This window comes from Sphingobacterium zeae (genome assembly GCF_030818895.1).
Lineage (GTDB): Bacteria > Bacteroidota > Bacteroidia > Sphingobacteriales > Sphingobacteriaceae > Sphingobacterium > Sphingobacterium zeae.
In genome coordinates this window covers 371548-391241 of sequence record NZ_JAUTBA010000001.1, presented here as the reverse complement: position 1 = coordinate 391241, position 19694 = coordinate 371548, and the positions used below count along the sequence as shown (strand labels likewise).

General features: G+C 36.2%; 12 protein-coding genes. 8 read left to right on the top strand and 4 right to left on the bottom strand.

The window, feature by feature from the left end; translation table 11 throughout:
* Positions 1-149: 149 nt before the first annotated feature.
* Complete coding sequence (locus QE382_RS01670) at positions 150-860, bottom strand: SAM-dependent methyltransferase (RefSeq protein ID WP_307184419.1); 711 nt, start codon at positions 858-860, stop codon at positions 150-152.
* Positions 861-1009: 149 nt separating this feature from the next.
* Between QE382_RS01670 and apaG the strand changes: the two genes are divergently transcribed.
* The 4 genes from apaG (at position 1010) to QE382_RS01650 (ending at position 7323) form a co-directional block, all read left to right on the top strand.
* Positions 1010-1396, top strand: a complete 387-nt coding sequence (gene apaG, locus QE382_RS01665; RefSeq protein WP_307184418.1) for a Co2+/Mg2+ efflux facilitator ApaG/CorD — start codon at positions 1010-1012, stop codon at positions 1394-1396.
* A 351-nt stretch (positions 1397-1747) separates the two neighbouring features.
* Positions 1748-3613, top strand: coding sequence for an ABC-F family ATP-binding cassette domain-containing protein (locus tag QE382_RS01660; protein ID WP_307184417.1), 1866 nt, complete (start codon positions 1748-1750; stop codon positions 3611-3613).
* Positions 3614-3705: 92 nt separating this feature from the next.
* A complete protein-coding gene (mnmG, locus tag QE382_RS01655) occupies positions 3706-5565 on the top strand; it encodes a tRNA uridine-5-carboxymethylaminomethyl(34) synthesis enzyme MnmG (protein ID WP_307184416.1) in 1860 nt (619 codons plus the stop codon).
* A gap of 78 nt (positions 5566-5643) precedes the next feature.
* A complete protein-coding gene (locus QE382_RS01650; RefSeq protein WP_209576958.1) occupies positions 5644-7323 on the top strand; it encodes an Ig-like domain-containing protein in 1680 nt (559 codons plus the stop codon).
* Positions 7324-7370: 47 nt separating this feature from the next.
* Here QE382_RS01650 and QE382_RS01645 read toward each other — a convergent pair whose 3' ends face one another.
* Together QE382_RS01645 and nadB are read right to left on the bottom strand one after the other, a co-directional pair.
* Entirely contained in the window at positions 7371-7877 is a 507-nt protein-coding gene (locus QE382_RS01645) for a gamma carbonic anhydrase family protein (protein WP_307184415.1), read from the bottom strand.
* 5 nt (positions 7878-7882) lie between these two features.
* Complete coding sequence (nadB, locus tag QE382_RS01640; RefSeq protein ID WP_307184414.1) at positions 7883-9475, bottom strand: L-aspartate oxidase; 1593 nt, start codon at positions 9473-9475, stop codon at positions 7883-7885.
* 3067 nt (positions 9476-12542) lie between these two features.
* Between nadB and nadA the strand changes: the two genes are divergently transcribed.
* Positions 12543-13538 carry a quinolinate synthase NadA gene (gene nadA / locus QE382_RS01635; protein ID WP_307184413.1) on the top strand — a complete coding sequence of 332 codons (996 nt, stop codon included), beginning with the start codon at positions 12543-12545 and terminating at the stop codon, positions 13536-13538.
* Between the two features lie 217 nt (positions 13539-13755).
* Positions 13756-14808: a thiamine-phosphate kinase gene (gene thiL, locus QE382_RS01630; RefSeq protein WP_307184412.1), complete on the top strand. Its 1053-nt coding sequence runs from the start codon at positions 13756-13758 to the stop codon at positions 14806-14808.
* A gap of 28 nt (positions 14809-14836) precedes the next feature.
* Here the strand turns inward: thiL and QE382_RS01625 are convergent, their stop codons facing one another.
* A complete protein-coding gene (locus QE382_RS01625; RefSeq protein ID WP_307184411.1) occupies positions 14837-15625 on the bottom strand; it encodes a segregation and condensation protein A in 789 nt (262 codons plus the stop codon).
* Positions 15626-15783: 158 nt separating this feature from the next.
* Here QE382_RS01625 and dxs point away from each other — a divergent pair, with 158 nt between their 5' ends.
* Both dxs and dnaA read left to right on the top strand, forming a co-directional pair.
* The gene (gene dxs / locus QE382_RS01620; RefSeq protein ID WP_307184410.1) at positions 15784-17712 is read left to right on the top strand and encodes a 1-deoxy-D-xylulose-5-phosphate synthase; all 1929 of its coding nucleotides are present in this window, start codon (positions 15784-15786) and stop codon (positions 17710-17712) included.
* Between the two features lie 539 nt (positions 17713-18251).
* A complete protein-coding gene (dnaA, locus tag QE382_RS01615) occupies positions 18252-19676 on the top strand; it encodes a chromosomal replication initiator protein DnaA (protein WP_307184409.1) in 1425 nt (474 codons plus the stop codon).
* Positions 19677-19694: the final 18 nt, after the last annotated feature.

The window sequence follows — 19694 nt, the reverse complement described above, 5'->3', positions numbered from 1 at the left end:
ATATATTCTTGCTATTCTCGAATAAAATTGATGGATAAAAGATAAAATGTAAGCACTCACTCAACTTGTAAAAATAGCCTAACGTCGTTTTCTAGCGAATTTAAAGAGCGTATTATATAGTATTAAATAAGTAGGGTAGGGGAGAACTATCAAACATATAATAAAAATATAGTAGGCCTCTTATGAAAATCATCCTTTCGTTTTCGCCATTCAGCAATGGTGAAACTTTGAATGGATTCATCTGGAGCTGTCACATTGGATGCTACACAAAGTAAGGTGGAAGGCTTACAGGTTTTCAGCAGATCTGCCAAAAGCTGATTATTCCTAAAGGGAGTTTCAATAAAAATCTGCGTTTGTTTTTCACGCCCCGACTGCATCTCGAGACTTTTAATTTCTCTGGCCCGTTCTATTTTATCAATCGGCAGATAACCATGAAATGTAAATTTCTGACCACTGAAACCCGAAGCCATCAGAGCCAGTAAAATAGAACTGGGGCCAACAAGCGGAACAACTTTAATTCCCAGTTGATGCGCACGCGCAACAATTGAAGCACCAGGATCAGCCACACCAGGGCATCCTGCTTCCGACATCAGACCGACATTCTTACCATGGGTGAGACCTTCAAAAAAATCATTAATATTTCCTTTATCCCGCGCATGCTTTCCATAATCATGAATTTTGAGTTCGCTCTGCGGAATCTTTAAACCCGCAAGTTTTAGAAATTTACGTGCTGTCTTTTCATTTTCCACAATATATTCGTCCAATGAATTTATCGTTTCCACCAAATAAGGAGTAAACGACTGGAAAGCTGCATCATCACTCAATGGAACAGGAATTAAATATAATATGCCATTTGCCATAATACAAACGTACTAATTAAGCTCCATTTGACTATACTAATTTTAAACTTAGCATTATTTAACCTATTAAAGTGATTATAATTTCGAATTTTAAACTCATTATTAGTATTTTAGCATACATATTTAGTACAACAATAAACATCATCCAAATGATCACACAAATTACAGAAGGCGTAAAAATTTCGGTTGAAACTATCTATCAATCGGAGTATTCGAATCCGGACCGTGAGCATTTTATGTTTGCTTATCATATCAGCATAGAAAATCTCAGCGATTACACGGTTCAATTGATAAGCCGCTATTGGAGAATTTTTGATGCGAAAGGAGATTATAGAGAAGTATCGGGAGATGGTGTAGTGGGCGAACAACCCATTATTGAGCCTGGACAGACCCATCAATATACTTCAGGTTGCAATCTCAATAGTGAATTCGGATTTATGGAAGGATATTATAATATGATCCGAACTCTAGACAACAACAGCTTTCAAGTTGAAATCCCTCGTTTCAATCTTATCGCAGATTACGCGTTGAACTAATTTTATCAAGGCAGTATCATTATTGCCGATTAATAATACAACGAAGCTTTTTTAGCATCGAATAAGAAACTATTTCTTTATTTTTGCGAGCGTTCCAAATTATTGGTTATAAAGACACCACTTGAGTTAGTCATTCATTGAATGGTATGAGCTAAACCTGGTGCAGAACGCCACCCAATAGATTAAATTAATCAGCAATCAAAAAGATTATTGATTTAATATATAAATTACTGACAATCAGAATTATATTAAAATACTGATTATCAACACAATGCAAACTACCAAGAGCAGAAATCTCCTGGAAGTATCTTGCTGTGTAAATTGACTGAATATAATTTAGGGTGATATAACGTGAGTATTTTAGCTACAGAACAAGTAAGCCATTCGTTCCACGATCGATGGCTTTTTAAAGATTTGCATTTCGGCCTCCAAAAAGGAGATCGAGTAGCCTTGGTCGGGATAAACGGAACGGGTAAATCAACATTACTTTCCATTTTAGCAGAACGGATCCTACCAACTTTAGGAAAAGTTGTAAAAGAAAAAGGCATAAAAATTGGTTTCCTAGAACAGGATCCTGATTTCACAGGACTAAAATCTATTAATGATTTTATCTATAGTGCAGACAACGACCAGCAGCGTCTTATCCGCGAATACGAAGAACTTCTTTCGGATATTGACATCGACCAAAATAAACTGGAAGATTTGACGGAAAGAATAAGCTCGTTGAATGCCTGGGAATATGAACATAATATAAAGACGATTCTCAATCGTTTAAACATTATGGATTTTCATCAGGATATTAAAAGTCTTTCAGGAGGTCAACGAAAACGCCTGGCACTAGCCAAACTTCTGATAGACGAACCTGATGTTTATATATTGGATGAGCCTACCAACCATTTGGATATAGAGACCATTGAATGGCTGGAAAAGCTATTGACAACAGGAAATAAAACCGTTCTCTTGGTAACCCACGATCGTTACTTTTTAGACAACATCTGTACGGAGATTCGCGAGCTAGATAGGGGAAACCTTTATAATTATAAAGGAAACTATTCTTATTTTTTAGAGAAAAAATCTGAAAGAGAAGCGATCGATTCGGTGATGGTAGAGAAAAGCAGAAATCTTCTTCGCCGCGAATTGGAATGGATGCGACGCCAGCCACAAGCGCGCGGTACCAAATCCAAATCGCGTATCGATGCATACTATGAATTAGAAGAAAAATCGAAAGCAATAAAGGGAAATGATTCCATACAACTCAGTGTAAAAGTAAGCAGACAGGGATCAAAAATATTAGAACTGGATAAAGTTTCGAAACGGTATGGGGCAAAAGTAATCATACAGGATTTTTCATATACATTCAAAAAGGGCGATCGTATAGGTCTAGCTGGAAAAAACGGAACTGGTAAATCTACTTTTCTAAACTTAATCACGGGAGAAGAAAAACCTGAGACAGGAATAATCGCTATCGGAGAAACAACTGTATACGGTTACTACAAACAAGGCGGATTGGAAGTGAATGAAAACGATCGTGTATTAGATGTTGTGAAGAATGTAGCGGACTACATTGAGATGGCAAACGGAGAAGTAATCACGGCTTCCCAGTTATTGACCCATTTCTTATTTCCTCCTGAAAAACAATTTGGTTTTGTTAATAAGCTGAGTGGAGGAGAAAGAAAACGTCTTCAGCTTATGCGGGTATTAATGAAGAACCCGAATTTTCTTATACTGGATGAGCCTTCAAACGATTTAGATATCGACACCTTAAACGTACTGGAAGATTTTCTTGACAACTATACGGGAGTCCTTATCTTGGTATCCCACGATAGATATCTATTAGATAAGTTAACAGATCAACTTTTTATTTTCGAAGGAAAAGGGAATGTACAAATCTATAACGGAAATTACGCTGACTTTAAACTCGAGCAAGACGAGATCCAAAAGTTAGAAAAAGAAAAGCAGAAAAAAAGTATCCAAGAACACACAAAGCCAGTTGTAAAAGAGGAGAAGAAAAAACTCTCTTACAAAGAGCAATTGGAGTATACTAAGCTGGAAGAGGAAATCGAAATGTTGGAGCAATGTATAAAGTTAAAAACGGAAGAACTGAATCAAGTAACAGATCACTTAAAACTATCGTCCCTTGCGGAAGAAATTCAATCCATCCAAAAGAAGATAGATGAGAAATCAGAGAGGTGGTTATATCTTGCTGATTTTATGTAAAATTTCATAAAGCGTTTCACGTGGAACGAAGAGAAAGCTTAAATTTGTAAACAAATAACACACCACGTTTCACGTGGAACAAGAATAGGAAAATGTTTAAAAAATATAATGTAATAGTAGTTGGTGCAGGTCATGCTGGCTGTGAAGCTGCAGCCGCTGCTGCGAACTTAGGCTCGTCAACATTACTCATCACAATGAATATGGGAGTAATAGCCCAAATGAGCTGTAATCCCGCTATAGGTGGAGTTGCGAAAGGTCAAATTGTACGAGAGATTGATGCGATGGGTGGATACACAGGTATCATTGCGGATAAATCAACAATTCAGTTCCGCATGCTCAATCTATCTAAAGGACCAGCTATGTGGAGCCCACGTACGCAAAATGACCGGATGCGATTTGCAGAAGAATGGAGGTTACAATTAGAGTCTCTACCAAATTTAGATATGTGGCAAGATACCGTCAAAGAGGTCATCGTAAAAAATGGTAGAGCATGTGGCGTCATCACTTCAATGGGAATTGAAATAGAATCCGATGCTGTGGTATTAACCAACGGGACATTTTTAAATGGCGTTATCCATATTGGTGATAAGAAATTTGGTGGCGGTAGAACAGGAGAGAAGGCTGCCACAGGTTTGACCGAACAGCTTGTTTCACTCGGCTTCGAATCAGGTAGAATGAAGACCGGAACTCCACCAAGGATAGATGGCAGAAGTCTCACCTATGCGCTGATGGAAGAACAATGGGGTGACGAAAAAAGAGGTAGATTTTCTTATACAGATGTAGATATACCCACAGAACAACGTTGCTGTTGGATCACCTATACCAATGATAAAGTACACGAAATGCTACGGACCGGTTTCGAGAAATCACCCATGTTTACGGGACGTATTAAAGGTTTGGGACCTCGCTATTGTCCTTCGATAGAAGACAAAATTAACCGTTTTGCAGAACGTGACCGCCACCAGATATTTGTGGAACCTGAAGGTTTCAAAACAGTAGAGATTTATGTAAATGGATTTTCCACATCACTACCAGAAGATGTTCAACTAAAAGCACTGCAATTCATCCCGGGCTTTGAAAATGCTAAGATGTACCGCCCAGGGTACGCCATAGAATATGACTATTTTCCGCCCATGCAATTGGATCTTACACTCGAAACGCAATTGGTAAAACATCTATTCTTTGCCGGCCAAATCAATGGTACAACAGGATATGAAGAGGCGGCTGCTCAAGGTTTCCTAGCGGGTATTAACGCACATCAACGTATCAATGATGATAAAGAACTTATCTTAAAAAGATCCGAATCATATATAGGTGTATTGGTTGATGACCTCGTAACAAAGGGAACAGAAGAACCTTACCGGATGTTTACATCAAGAGCAGAACATCGATTGTTACTCCGCCAGGATAACGCGGATATTCGTCTTACTCCATTAGCGCATAAATTGGGACTGGTAGGTGAAGAAAGAATAAAGAAAGTACAGGATAAAATAGATAACTCTACAAATATAATCGCCTACTTAAAACAAAATTCCACTAATCTTGAAAAGATGAATACCGTACTGGCTGATGTAGGTTCAAGTGCACTTGCTCAAAAAACCAGATTAAGTAATGTATTGGCAAGACCTCAGGTTAGTATTCAAGATATCATCAAAGGGGATGAAAGTTTTGCGCAATTTGTAGCACAATTCGATAACGATACCATAGAACAAGCAGAGATCAATCTTAAATATGAAAGCTATTTCGAAAAAGAAATAGAGATTGTAAATCGCATGAAAAAGATGGAAGATAGAGAAATAAATCCGGACTTCGATTATAGTTTGTTAAATTCACTGTCCATCGAAGCAAGGCAAAAATTATCGAAGGTTAAACCACGTACATTGGGTCAAGCTTCACGAATCTCGGGCGTTTCACCTTCGGATATCAGCGTATTGATGGTTCACATGAGTTAAATAACTGATTTACAGAGTTTTAATATAAATACATATATAAGCTTAAAATAAGCGATTTAAGACAATATTCTATTTTTTATGACAACTTCTTCAAAAGAAAATAAAAGTAGCTCAGAAAGGCTAAAAAATAGCTTTACGCCAAGATTACTTATTTTAAGCTTGTTTATCATGCTTATTGCCTTATCAATACAGTGTGCGAGTATACAGCAACCAACTGGAGGGCCAAAAGATTCTATTCCGCCTAAGATTTTATTGGAAAATCCGCCGAATTTCTCGAAGAATTTTACAGAAAAAAAAATAGTCATCACTTTTGATGAATACATTAAACTCGCCAATCAACAAAAAGAATTTAGTGTGACGCCCGATATGGGGAGCAATCCGGAATTTAAAGTCAAGAAAAAAAATCTTGAAATCACCCTTCCAGATTCTCTTGAAAAGAATACCACATATAGCATCTACTTTGGTAAAGGACTTGTCGATTATAATGCAGGAAATGCATTGGTCAATTATGCTTACGTGTTTGCTACCGGAGACAAAATTGACTCGCTCAGCATATCTGGTAATGTAAAAAGTGCAATAACTAAAGAGGTACAGAAAGAAGTTAAAGTCTTATTGATTCCCATTAGCCAAGATTCTATTTTTGGTAAAAAGAAGGCAAATATATTTACGACAACAGATACTGCAGGCAATTACAAACTAAATAATCTAAGGGAGGGAACATACCGCATTTACGCACTCCAGGAAAAAAATAATGACAGAATCTATAACGGTGCCGACGAAGAAATAGGTTTCTTAAAAGATTCTATCGTACTAGAGCGGGATCTGAGCAACATTAATCTTGAAATATTCAAGGCCACTCCAAAGAAGTTTAGAACGTTAGAAAAAAAATTTGAAAAAAATGGAAGTGTACTCCTTATTTTTAATAGAAGAGTAGAAAAACCCAACTTAAATATTCTTGATGATGAAGTAAATAATAAAGATAAAATCATACGCTTTGCAAAAACCTCTGATTCTGCGACCCTGTTTATTCCAAATTTAAAAATAGACTCTTTAAAATTGGTCTTAACGGAAAATGAGAAGCCACTGGATACCATCCTGGTTAGAAAAGGAAACGTAAAAATAGAACAAACAATAGACCCTATTTTTACACCAAATAACGGGAGGGTCGATCGCATCACTCACCTTCAAGTGTCCGCTTTCACACCAATAAAAAATATAGACAAGACAAAATTAAAATTCAAGGAAGATTCGTTGGTGCGGACCAATTATCAGCTGGCTGTGGATACAGCGAATTCAAACATCTACCACATTCGATATAATTGGAGGAAGGATAAAAAATACCAAATTGAATTTGCAGAAGGCGCTATTACGGGCTATTTTGGAGAACAAAACAAAGAAAAAAAACTGGATCTTACTTATGATGATAGTGAAAACTATGGGGATCTTACCTTTGATTTCACGGACCTCGATAGCAATACAACATACTTAGTCGAATTGATCAATGAGAAAAAAGACAAAGTCTATCGCTTAGACAAAATAAGCACAGATAACCCAGCAGTAGTGTATAAACAATATCCAGGCGGTAAATACAGTTTGCGTGTAATCCGAGACGATAATGATAACGGTATATGGGATACCGGAGATGTAGAAAAAAAGACTTTTCCGGAGCCCGTTGTATACTTAAACAAAGTATTCACGATACGAGCAAACTGGGAGCAAAAAGACAGTTTTTCATTAAGTGGCCTAAAGAAAGAATAATCGAGGCCACTAAAAACAGCCTTTTATATATTGCAAAGTCGTTTAAGCTAAAACCAAGAACTGTATAGAACATAATTATGCGGTAACTGTAGTAACAGATCCCTCTGTTCTTCAGTTAGCGCTTTTATTTTTTTTGCTGGCACACCGGCATATAGGAATCCTGACTCACAGCGCGTATTTTCTAAAACGACAGCCCCAGCAGCAATAATTACATTCGATTCGATTACAGCATTATCCATTACAATAGCGCCCATACCAATAAGTACGTGATCTTCAACAACGCAACCATGTACCATAGCTTGGTGTCCTATGCTTACATAACTGCCAATTGAAGTACCACATTTCTTATAAGTGCAATGTAAAACAGCTCCATCTTGAATATTTGTATAGTTTCCTATTCGAATATAATTGACATCACCACGTACAACAGCATTAAACCAGACCGAACAATGGTGTCCAATCTCAACGTCACCTACGATCGTCGAATTAGGTGCTAAGAAGCACTCTTCAGCAATTTTCGGTGACTTATCCAAAACGGGTAAAATAAGCGCCATAACGTTTAAAAAATTGTATCCTTTAGTATTTGCGAGTGCTGCGGATGGTCAGTTGTATAATGCAATCCTCGACTTTCCTTTCGCAACATTGCCGATTTCGTCACAATGTAAGCGACTTGAATCACATTTCGCAATTCGCAAAGTTTTACCGAAAGCCTTGTATTCCGGTAGAACTCCTCAGTCTCCTCATATAATAGATGGAGCCGCTTAAGCGCTCTTTCAAGCCTAAAATCAGAACGGACGATACCAACATAATCGCTCATGATCTTTTGGCATTCCCGCAAATTGTGAGTCACCAAAATATCTTCATTAGAACGCGAGGTCTCAGAATCATCCCATTCGGGAACATCACTTATATGACTGATTGTTTCAACCAATTGCGTCGCATCTAAGAATATACGATGGGCAAATACAAGTGCTTCAAGCAGCGAGTTGGAAGCCAGTCTATTTGCGCCATGCAAGCCTGTAGAAGAACACTCTCCGCAGGCATAAAGATTGAGAATACTGCTACGCCCAAAATCATCCACATAAATTCCACCGCAAAGATAATGCGCTGCAGGTGTCACCGGTATAAAGTCTTTGGACATGTCAAGTCCAATAGAAAGACATTTCTCATATATATTCGGAAAGTGTTTGATAATATCGTCCTTATCCCTATGCGTGATATCGAGATATACATAATCAATACCAGATTTCTTCATCTCCGCATCAATAGCTCTAGCCACGATATCTCTCGGAGCCAACGAAGCTCGCTCATCATAGTCCTCCATAAAAGACTCTCCATTAACTCTTCTTAAAATACCTCCAAATCCTCTCACTGCTTCGGATACGAGAAACGCAGGTGAGTCCTTAGGGTTATATAGTGACGTGGGATGAAATTGCATAAACTCCATATTACGCACCTTCCCTTTGGCTCTATACACCATCGCAATACCATCGCCAGTGGCAATGGTCGGATTAGTTGTGCTTGAATATACATGCCCAGCTCCACCGGAAGCCATTACCGTAACCTTACTCAAAATTTTATCTACGTGATGAGAAAATGTGTTGAAAGCATAGATACCATAACACGTGATATCCGTTTTATTCTTATCTACATATTCACCCAAATGGTGTTGTGTGATTAAATCAATGGCAAAGTAATGTGTTACAATTTCAATATTTGGATCGACATGTGCCTGCTCTAATAGTGCCCGTTCTATTTCGTAACCGGTGATATCCTTGTAATGTAATATGCGATGCGCCGAATGCCCCCCCTCCTTTGCTAAGTCATAAAGTCCAGATTCTTCCTTATCAAACGATGTTCCGTAGGAAATCAGCTCTGCAATACGATCAGGAGCCTCGCGAACGACGTTTTCCACAATTTCAACATCACATAATCCATCCCCAGCTATCTGAGTATCAACAATATGCTTTTCAAAGCTATCGGACTTATCCACAACAGCAGCTACCCCCCCTTGCGCATATTTTGTATTTGACTCATCCTCATTAGACTTCGTGACTATCAACACTTTACCGAATTTAGAAGCTTTTAATGCGAAGCTTAATCCCGCTATACCTGATCCAATGACCAAAAAATCGACCTTTCTATCTGCCATATATTTTAAATTCACAAACTATCCCCAAAAGTGACGATTCAAATTAACAAAAAATGTGGAAAACGTGTAAATAAAAGGTTAAATAAAAATGAAAAGTATTTAACAATTTCCAAGTCCCCTACTTTCCACCTAAATTTTTGAAACTTTTCCGCATAAAACTCTTGAGATTTCCACAATTTTTAAACACAAACTATTCAACAAAAAAATATGGAAAATAAAAAATGAATAAAATTAGCATTTTAAAAATCAGCTGATTAATATAAAAATACTGTTGAAAAATTGTTGAAAACTCTGTAAAAACCTAAAATCAAAATGAAAGCAAAGCTATTTATACCACTTTTCCACACCATAATAAACAATAAGAGATCTTCTATTTAAAATAATTAGTATTTATTGAAAAAAAAGATTGTGGAATACGTTCGAAAATCTTTGTTTAGTTTTGTAAAGTTCAATCAGACGCTTCTACGTTTCGATATTTGGAAATTGTAAAAGATCCCATTGAAATATTCGAATCTGATCGAGTTTGTTTAGTTTTTATTCATTCTATTCGCTTTTTAAAGTGGTTTTAGAAAGCAATATTTATTTAATTTTTTTTTGATATGGTTTTAATGGAATTTTAAGAGGCTTAATTTCAAAATCTGTTTCAATATTTGCAATCGAAAGCTTATATAATTAGATATTTTAAGTTTTTAATTTTTATTATGGATTTTATGCAATTCTAAGGGGCTCAAATTGTTAAAAATGCTATTTGTAAATTTAGCTTAGATGCTGTGAGGTTTCAATATTCGCTATTTTAAAGAAAATAGTGCATTTTATTGGATTGTAAAGTGTCTGGATTTGTTCCAAATAGTTTATCTGTTGACTTTATGTTTTAGAAAACTAATTTTAGTGTGCTTTAGATTTGTCTATTTCTATTTTTATAAAAATGGAAATTTAATAACTCATTCTGAGCTATTGGATTTTTTGGCATTGATTTTTCAAGCAATCAAATCATTGAAATTCTTCCAGATTGATAGATTTGAGGAGTATTGATAGAAATTTTTGAGCTTTAAGCACTTTTTAGTTAAGATATTTAACTGTTTTCTACGATGTAGATTTTATATTCAAATCTATAGTCGTCAAATTCTAATATAAACGCTTTTACAATTGAGTATTCAATTATAATCAGATTCAAATACTTTCTGTAAGATTGTAGACGACTTTATTTGAAAATTTGATTTTAAACGCTGAAGTAGATAATTAAAGGGATTGAGATTTTTAGATAAAATAATTTGTTCGAATAATTTATTGTAGTACAAACAATCTTGTTATATTTGTTGCCCAACGTCAATTTGTATTTGGAATTAGTGGATGTTGACTTGTGAGATTTGAGTATTCTGAATGATGATTTAGAAGTTTTATTATAAAGAATTCTAAAGAGGTTTATTTTCTAAATAAACGCTTTACAGATCGAATAGATTAATATTAAATGATAATTTTATCCCCTATTCAATCCTAAGCGATTAAGTGTATTTTATAATTTTTAAAATTTTTATCGAATTGATATTTATTTTAATCCTAAAATTTATGTATTTAACTTTATATTATTTTCTGGGTTATTATTTTAAAAGCTGGTTTATTTATAGATTTTGGTAAGTAATTGGTGCGCTACAATATTTAATTCCTTTTAATAGCGATTTTATATTTACGTCTAACAGTTTTAGAAATAACAAGCTGCGCCTTTCAGCATGATTTTATAATTCGAGTGCCAGACATTGATCTACAGATTTTGGATTAATTTAGTTCATTTTTTATATTAAACCTCTTTACAATTGAGTAAATACCCATTTATTGGATTATAGCGTTAATATTCGATTCTCGTAGCGTCTGTTTAGAAAAGAAACATGATCGATTTTGGGTAGAATGCGATAATAAGCTATTATTTTTGAGAAATAGGCTTTGAGATTAGTTTATAATTGAATTCGTTTTATATATATAGAAATATTCAATTCTTATCGAGTTTATTATAAATATACATTTCCTAGATCCAGTTCCTACTTGGTCGCAATTGATTTGTCCTTATAAGATTATACTATTTACCACAACGTGAGTTTTTTTTCAAAATATGCTCTTCTAGCGCCCTTACTTTATTGCGTAAATTTTGATTGTATAGTATGCAACTAGTTGAATGTGTATTTGCAGTTCAACAGTTGTTAGCGCTGTGTTTAATATTATCTGGAATTAGTTCGAATTACAAAGCAATAATAAATCTGCAGCGCTTAATAGGCAGCTTGCGGTAAATGAGAGTTAGAATGAAAAATAGAGCTACAGACGATTGTCAAGCGCTTTATTCTCCATTTTGCTACACATATTCAGTATTCTTTCTTTTCACCGTTTCAAATACATAGCGTATTGGCTGATTTAACCCCCTGAGAATTCAATAAAAATTTATTGATCAAGTCCTAGACCATAAATCAGTTTTATAATGACTTTAAATCCGCGAGTCGTATTAAATGTTAATAAATAAAGCTTCGTTTTGTGGCATATTTTTCATTGTTTTGTAATGTGGCGAAGAACGTTCCTTAGGCTCCGAAAGAGGAATATTAGCGAAACTGATTTTCTAACATAGAAATTGTTTACAATAAACCCGCTGAGCTTTTGATAAAGGATATATGTCTTAATTACATGCTTTATATTCGATTCTAGAAGGGTTTATTTTGAAATGATATTTGTTTATTATTTTTTAGAGATAATAATTTAACTATTATTTTTAAATATAAAAGCTTTATAGTGGAAGAACTATTCGGTTTTCTTCCTTGTTTGCTCATGCAGATCATAACTGGGAGCGATTATCGGATCAGATTTCGGAATTGGTACCATCCAGTAACCCGGATAATTAATACAAATCAGTTGTAGCCGAAAGAATAATTGATATTTTCATTATCAACGATTAATATCCGAATGCTAGATACTATTTCATGCAGATGTGAAAGGTAAATTGCGATCATTAGATTAATTTGCTTTTAATTGACTTTTATATATGCAACAATGCTTATTTTTGTCATTCACAAAAGTTGAAACTACCCGCATGGAAATTGTAAATTATGAGCTTCAAGCCAAAGGTTATATCGATGCTCCGATCGATCCTTCATTGGATTTGGTTGAAGAAATCCAACGATTGAAGAAAGAAAAAAATGCTGTAATATTGGCTCATTATTATCAAGAGTCTGAAATTCAGGATATAGCCGATTATATTGGAGATAGCCTAGGACTATCACAAGAGGCAGCCAAGACGGATGCGGATTTAATTGTTTTTGCTGGCGTGCATTTCATGGCGGAAACAGCCAAGATACTTTCGCCTACAAAAAAGGTTATTTTACCTGATGCCAAAGCTGGTTGTTCGTTGTCGGATTCGTGTCCACCACATCTTTTTGCGAAGTTTAAAGAACAATATCCAGATCATCTGGTCATCACTTATGTGAACTGTACCGCTGAATTGAAAGCGCTTTCAGATATTGTATGTACATCAAGTAATGCTGTTCAAATTGTGGAGAGCTTACCTGAGGACCAAAAAATAATCTTTGGTCCCGATCGTAATCTAGGGACATACGTTAAAAAGAAAACTGGCCGGGATCTAGTCCTTTGGAACGGCGCTTGTATGGTGCATGAGATTTTTTCCCAGGAAAAAATTGAACGTTTGAGAGCCGAATATCCGGATGCGAAATTTATTGCCCATCCCGAGTGTGAAGATCATATTCTAGCGAACGCAGATTATGTCGGATCTACAGCTGGAATGCTGAAATTTACTCAAAATGATGCGGCTCATTCCTATATCGTTGCTACAGAATCAGGCATTCTCCATCAGATGCAGAAAGCGAGTCCTCATAAGACTTTTATACCAGCGCCACCCAACAATGCTTGTGCATGTAATGATTGTCCACACATGAAGCTGAATACGCTTGAGAAGCTCTACAATTGCCTTAAGTTTGAATCGCCTGAAATTCTTCTTCCTGAAGATGTTATTCTACGTGCCCAGCGTCCGATTGAACGCATGCTGGAAATATCGGCGAGCTTGGGACTATAACGATTAGCACAATTGTTATTAGCAATAGAAAAAAAGGAGTGATTTTCGATAGCGAGCATGAGCTTTTATTTTTTCCATAACAGAAAAGAGTACTACGACTCAACACGTGTGGGAAACTGTTGGATTTTATTGCGACAACTGTTTTTGTAATGTCAGTATGATCAATCGTTGAGATGATTGTTTGCATTATTTATAATAAACTTTTAAACTTTTTAACATGTTTGATTTTGACAATACCGAACGAACCAACTTGGAAGAAATGGGGGAGTTCGGACTGATTGATTATATAAGCAAAGCTGTAGAATTAACAGAGAAGTCTACCATCAAAGGTATAGGTGATGACGCCGCTGTTTTGGATTTTGAGGGTAAGAAAACATTGATATCCACTGACTTACTTTTGGAGGGAATTCATTTTGATCTTCGTTATGTTCCTTTAAAGCATCTAGGTTACAAAGCTGTTCAGGTCAATTTGAGCGATATTTACGCAATGAATGGAATAGCGTCTCAGATCACCTTTTCAATAGGTTTGTCCTCTAAATTTCCATTGGAAGCCGTAGAGGAGATTTATCAGGGAGCTTTAATTGCGTGCAAGAAATATAATGTGGATTTAATTGGAGGAGACACGTCTGCTTCAGCACAAGGATTAGTAATTTCTGTCACGAGTATAGGTTACGCTGATGCAGATCAAATCGTTTATCGTAACGGTGCTCAGGAAGGAGATTTATTATGTGTCTCTGGCGATTTGGGGGCGGCTTACATGGGCTTACAGCTGCTTGAACGTGAGAAAGATATTTATCTAGAAAATCCAAATGTACAACCTGATCTGGAAGGGAAAGATTACATCGTTGAGCGGCAATTAAAACCCGAAGCCCGTAAAGATATTGTAGCTTTATTTGCTGATCTGGGAATTAAGCCTACAGCTATGATGGATGTTTCCGATGGGCTTGCCTCTGAGATTCTTCATATCTGCCGACAATCGGACAAAGGATGTCGGCTATACGAAGAAAAAATTCCGCTGGATCAGATGACTTACGATACTGGACGGGAATTTGGAATTGATCCGACTGTAGCGGCGTTGAATGGCGGTGAAGACTACGAATTATTGTTTACAATTGCTCAAGCAGATCACGATAAAATTAAGAATCTGCCGGATATCAGTATTATTGGTTATATGACCCCCAGATCTGAAGGTTGTGAGATGATTTCTAAATCTGGAAATCTTTATCCGATTACAGCACAAGGATGGAATGCTTTTAAGAAGAAAGAATAAAAAAAGACCTGTCTTAGACGGGTCTTTTTTATGCTTCTTCAGTTTCTAAGATAAATTCTTCCTCTACATTAGGATCTCTTCCACCAACATTGAAATTGTTGTAGCCCAAGCCTACTTCAATCTGTAACAACTGCTGCTGAAGCATTTCAAGAATGGCTAAAAAGTTATAGACAAACTGAATTTTATTTTCTGAGTTTTTAAGAATTTCCTGAAAATCCAATTTCTTGTTAATCTCAATGAGTTCGGCTATTGCTTTCTTTTGTTGTTCAATGGTGTACGGATATTTGACAACCGTATGCGTTACTTCTGGCGGACGATTACGGAATTGATACATCATTTGCTCGTAGATCATCATTAGGCCATAAAGATCGAAGTTATCCAAATTTTCGCCGCTAGAATCTAGCTTAAGTCTGTGCTGGATATCGAAACGTATATTGCCTCGGCTATAGCATTTTAGACGATCCTCCTCCAATATTCTAAGATCTTCACAGGTTTCTTTAAATTGTTTATAGAGAATAAGTTTTTGAACAAGATCTTCCCTAAGGTCAATTTCATTCTCATTCTCGTCCAAATCTGGACGAGGGAGTAGCATTTTAGCTTTAATACGCATCAGCGTGGAGGCAACGAAGATAAATTCACTTGCCATTTCCATATTGAGCGCATGCATTTGGCTCACATAAGACAAAAAATCATCTGTAATCTTTGAAATTGGTATATCATGGATATTCAATTCATCCCGTTCGATAAAAAATAATAGTAAATCAAAAGGTCCCTCAAATTGAGGAAGCTTGATTTCGTAGCCTTCTTCTACTTGCATATCTTATACAAATTTACATATAAATTCTTTTGCAGTAACGCTTATGCAAACTATTCACTATTTTATTTGTTGTACCTCAATATGTAAATGCGATTTATTTTAAACATTAAATAAATTTGTCGTTACTTTGTGAGTATACATCATGTAAATAGCATACTATGCAGTTTGAGACTGGAGAACTATTAAGTAAAATAAACGATCCCTCTGATCTTAAAAAACTAAAGGAAGACCAATTAGAACAATTAAGTCAGGAATTACGTCAATTTATTATTGATCAAGTTTCTGTTAATGGTGGTCACTTTGCAGCAAGTTTAGGAGTTGTCGAATTAACGGTAGCATTACATTACGTAATGGATACCCCCTATGATCAATTAATCTGGGATGTCGGTCATCAGGCTTATGGGCATAAAATTCTAACGGGGCGTCGCGATATATTTCATACCAATCGAATCGAGAACGGAATCTCGGGTTTTCCCAACCGTTTTGAATCCAAGTATGATGCATTTGGAGTTGGTCACTCATCGACTTCTATTTCTGCTGCATTGGGTATGGCAGTTGCATCTCAGATAAAGGGTGAAAAAGACCGCCAGCATATCGCTGTGATCGGTGATGGCGCCTTAACGGGAGGAATGGCATTTGAAGCATTGAATCATGCAGGAATTTCTAAATCCAATCTTTTAGTAATTCTGAATGACAATTGCATGTCGATAGATCCCAATGTTGGTGCGTTAAAGGAGTATTTAACAAGTATTACCACGTCAAAACGGTACAATAGATTTAGAGACGATATAGCAGCAGTATTAACTAAGATTTCTGAAGTTGGTCCCAACGCTTTAGGGATTGCCAAGAAATTAGAAAAAAGTATAAAAGGAACTTTACTGAAGAATGCTAATCTCTTTGAATCGCTAAATTTTAGATATTTTGGCCCCGTTGATGGGCACGATGTAAAGAAATTAGCAAAAACGCTTGAAGACCTTAAGCATATACCAGGCCCCAAATTATTACATGCAGTAACTGTTAAAGGAAAGGGCTTTGCGCTGGCTGAAAAAGATCAGACAAAGTGGCATGCTCCTGGTTTATTTGACAAAATTACGGGGGAGATCAAAAAATCGCTCAGTGATAAACCGGTAGCTCCCAAGTTTCAGGATGTCTTTGGGCATACCCTGGTAGAACTCGCAGAACAAAATGATAAGATCGTCGGGATAACCCCTGCAATGCCATCAGGATCTTCTATGAATATTATGATGAAAGCTATGCCTGAACGTGCTTTTGATGTGGGTATAGCGGAACAGCATGCTGTCACATTCAGTGCGGGACTAGCAACTCAGGGATTATTGCCATTCTGTAATATCTATTCGTCGTTTATGCAACGCGCATATGATCAGGTGATCCACGATGTTGCGTTGCAGAATCTGAACGTCGTTTTCTGTTTGGACCGTGCGGGCGTCGTAGGAGCAGATGGTGCCACTCACCATGGGGCTTATGACATCGCATTTATGCGCTGTGTTCCAAATATGACTGTTTCTGCTCCAATGAACGAGGAAGAATTACGTAATTTGATGTACACAGCTCAATTGCCGAACAAAGGACCCTTTGTCATCAGGTATCCTAGAGGAAATGGTGTTATGCCAGATTGGCGCCGCCCATTTATGGAAATCGAAATTGGAAAAGGACGTCTTATAACGGAGGGAGAAGAACTTGCTATCTTAAGTTTTGGAGCTATAGGAAACGAAGCTGTCAAAGCTGTACAGCATTTGAATGAATTAGGTATACATCCAGCACATTATGATCTTAGGTTTGCCAAGCCATTGGATGAATCCCTACTCCACCAAGTCTTTAAGAAGTTTAATAAGATTATTACAGTGGAAGACGGAAGTTTACAGGGGGGGATAGGCTCCGCTATATTAGAATTTATGGCTGATCATGGATATCACAGCCAAGTGGTTCGTTTAGGTATTCCAGATAAGATCATTGAACATGCTGAACAAAATGCTCAGTGGAAGAACGCACGCTATGATGCAACTGCAATCATAGCAGAAACTAAAAAACTTTGCGATGGAAAATTGACCAGTTCAATGGTCGGATAAAAACGATGCGCTTGAAAAATAAAAAAGGAGATCTAAATGGATCTCCTTTTTTATTTTTCCAAGTTTTAAATTTATCAGGAACATCACATGTTACAATGTGTTTTTTCTTTCAGGTTATTTATACGGATTTTTATTTTATAGATCTGTATTAATTTGGTGAAATGTACATAAGCAATGATGTTAAGTTGGCTTTAAATTATTATGAATTTATTATTAAAAATATATGAACCAAAGATTGTAAATAGCTATTATTTTGGTTAATTTAGATCAGCACCTTAGGAAGCGAGAAGTAGTAAGTTTACACATCTTTTGGTTCTTTTTTTTAAATAAATTTGGAATGTTAATAATTATTTTTAGAGATCAATTTTAGCGCTAGTTTTCCACAATTTTACACTGTAAATTGCTGACATATAATAGTTTATTAATTATTTTATATTTTAGTTTTTTAGCTGATATTTTTTTGTCATCTTCGTTCTCAGAGAAAGTTATCAACATATTTTTTGTCGCGTATTGTAAATCAACTTATTAACAATTTTAGAATGGAAAAAACGTATTCAAGTGTCTGGAATAATTGTCTTTCGATTATCAAAGATAATATACCAGCACAAAGTTTCAGGACCTGGTTTGAACCTGTGAAAGCAGTCCGTTTGGAGGGTGACGTTTTGACTATTCAAGTGCCTAGCTTATTTTTTTATGAGTGGCTAGAAGAACACTATGTGGGAATTCTTCGCAAGACCGTAAAGAAATTTTTAGGAGAACAAGGTAGATTGGAATACAATATTGTAGTAGAGAAGTCTTCAGCTTCTCATCCTTATACGACTAATCTTCCATCGAATGGCAATGGAGCAGAGGGGAAAAGGCAATCGATCCCTGTACCGGTATCTTTAAATAGAGATATCAAAAATCCATTTGTTATTCCTGGATTGAAAAAATTGCAGGTTGATCCGCAATTGAATCAAAACTATACATTCGAAAATTTTATCGAAGGTGAATGTAACCGTCTTGCACGATCAGCAGGATATGCTGTCGCAAATAAGCCTGGTGGTACTTCATTCAATCCGTTGATGATTTATGGAGATGTTGGTTTGGGAAAGACACACCTTGCTCAAGCAATCGGAAATGAGATCAAAAGAAATCTTCCCGATAAACTGGTCATTTATGTGTCGTGTGAGAAATTCTGTCAACAGTTTGTGGATTCATTGAAAAATAATACAATCAATGATTTCGTCAACTTTTATCAGGCAATGGATGTCATTATTATGGATGATGTACACAACTTTGCAGGTAAAGAAAAAACACAGGATATCTTTTTCCATATTTTTAATCATTTGCATCAATCTGGTAAGCAGATTATTTTGACTTCAGACAAAGCACCTAAAGATTTGGCTGGTTTGGAGGAGCGTCTGCTTAGTCGTTTTAAATGGGGATTGTCTGCAGATATTCAGATTCCGGATCTTGAGACAAGGATGGCAATTTTGAAGAAGAAGATGTATTCCGATGGTATTGACTTACCAGAAAATGTCGTTGAATACGTCGCCACACAGATCGATAACAGTGTTCGTGAATTAGAAGGGGCAATGGTTTCACTTTTGGCTCAGTCTACATTGAACAAGAAAGAGATCGATTTGGGGTTAGCAAAATCGATGTTGAAGAATTTTGTAAAGAATACACACAAAGAAATTTCAATGGATTTTATTCAAAAATTAGTTTGTGAGTATTTTGAAGTTCCTGTGGATATGGTAAAGTCGAAAGTTAGAAAGCGAGAAATCGTGCAGGCCAGGCAAATTTCCATGTATTTAGCAAAGGCACATACCAAATCTTCACTCAAATCGATCGGAGCATTCTTCGGAGGAAGAGATCACTCCACTGTTATTTATGCCTGTCAAACCGTAGAGGATTTAATTGAAACTGACAAGAAATTCAAAACTTACGTGAGTGACATTATGAAAAAGTTAAAATCTTAATGTCGATTACTTTAAGTA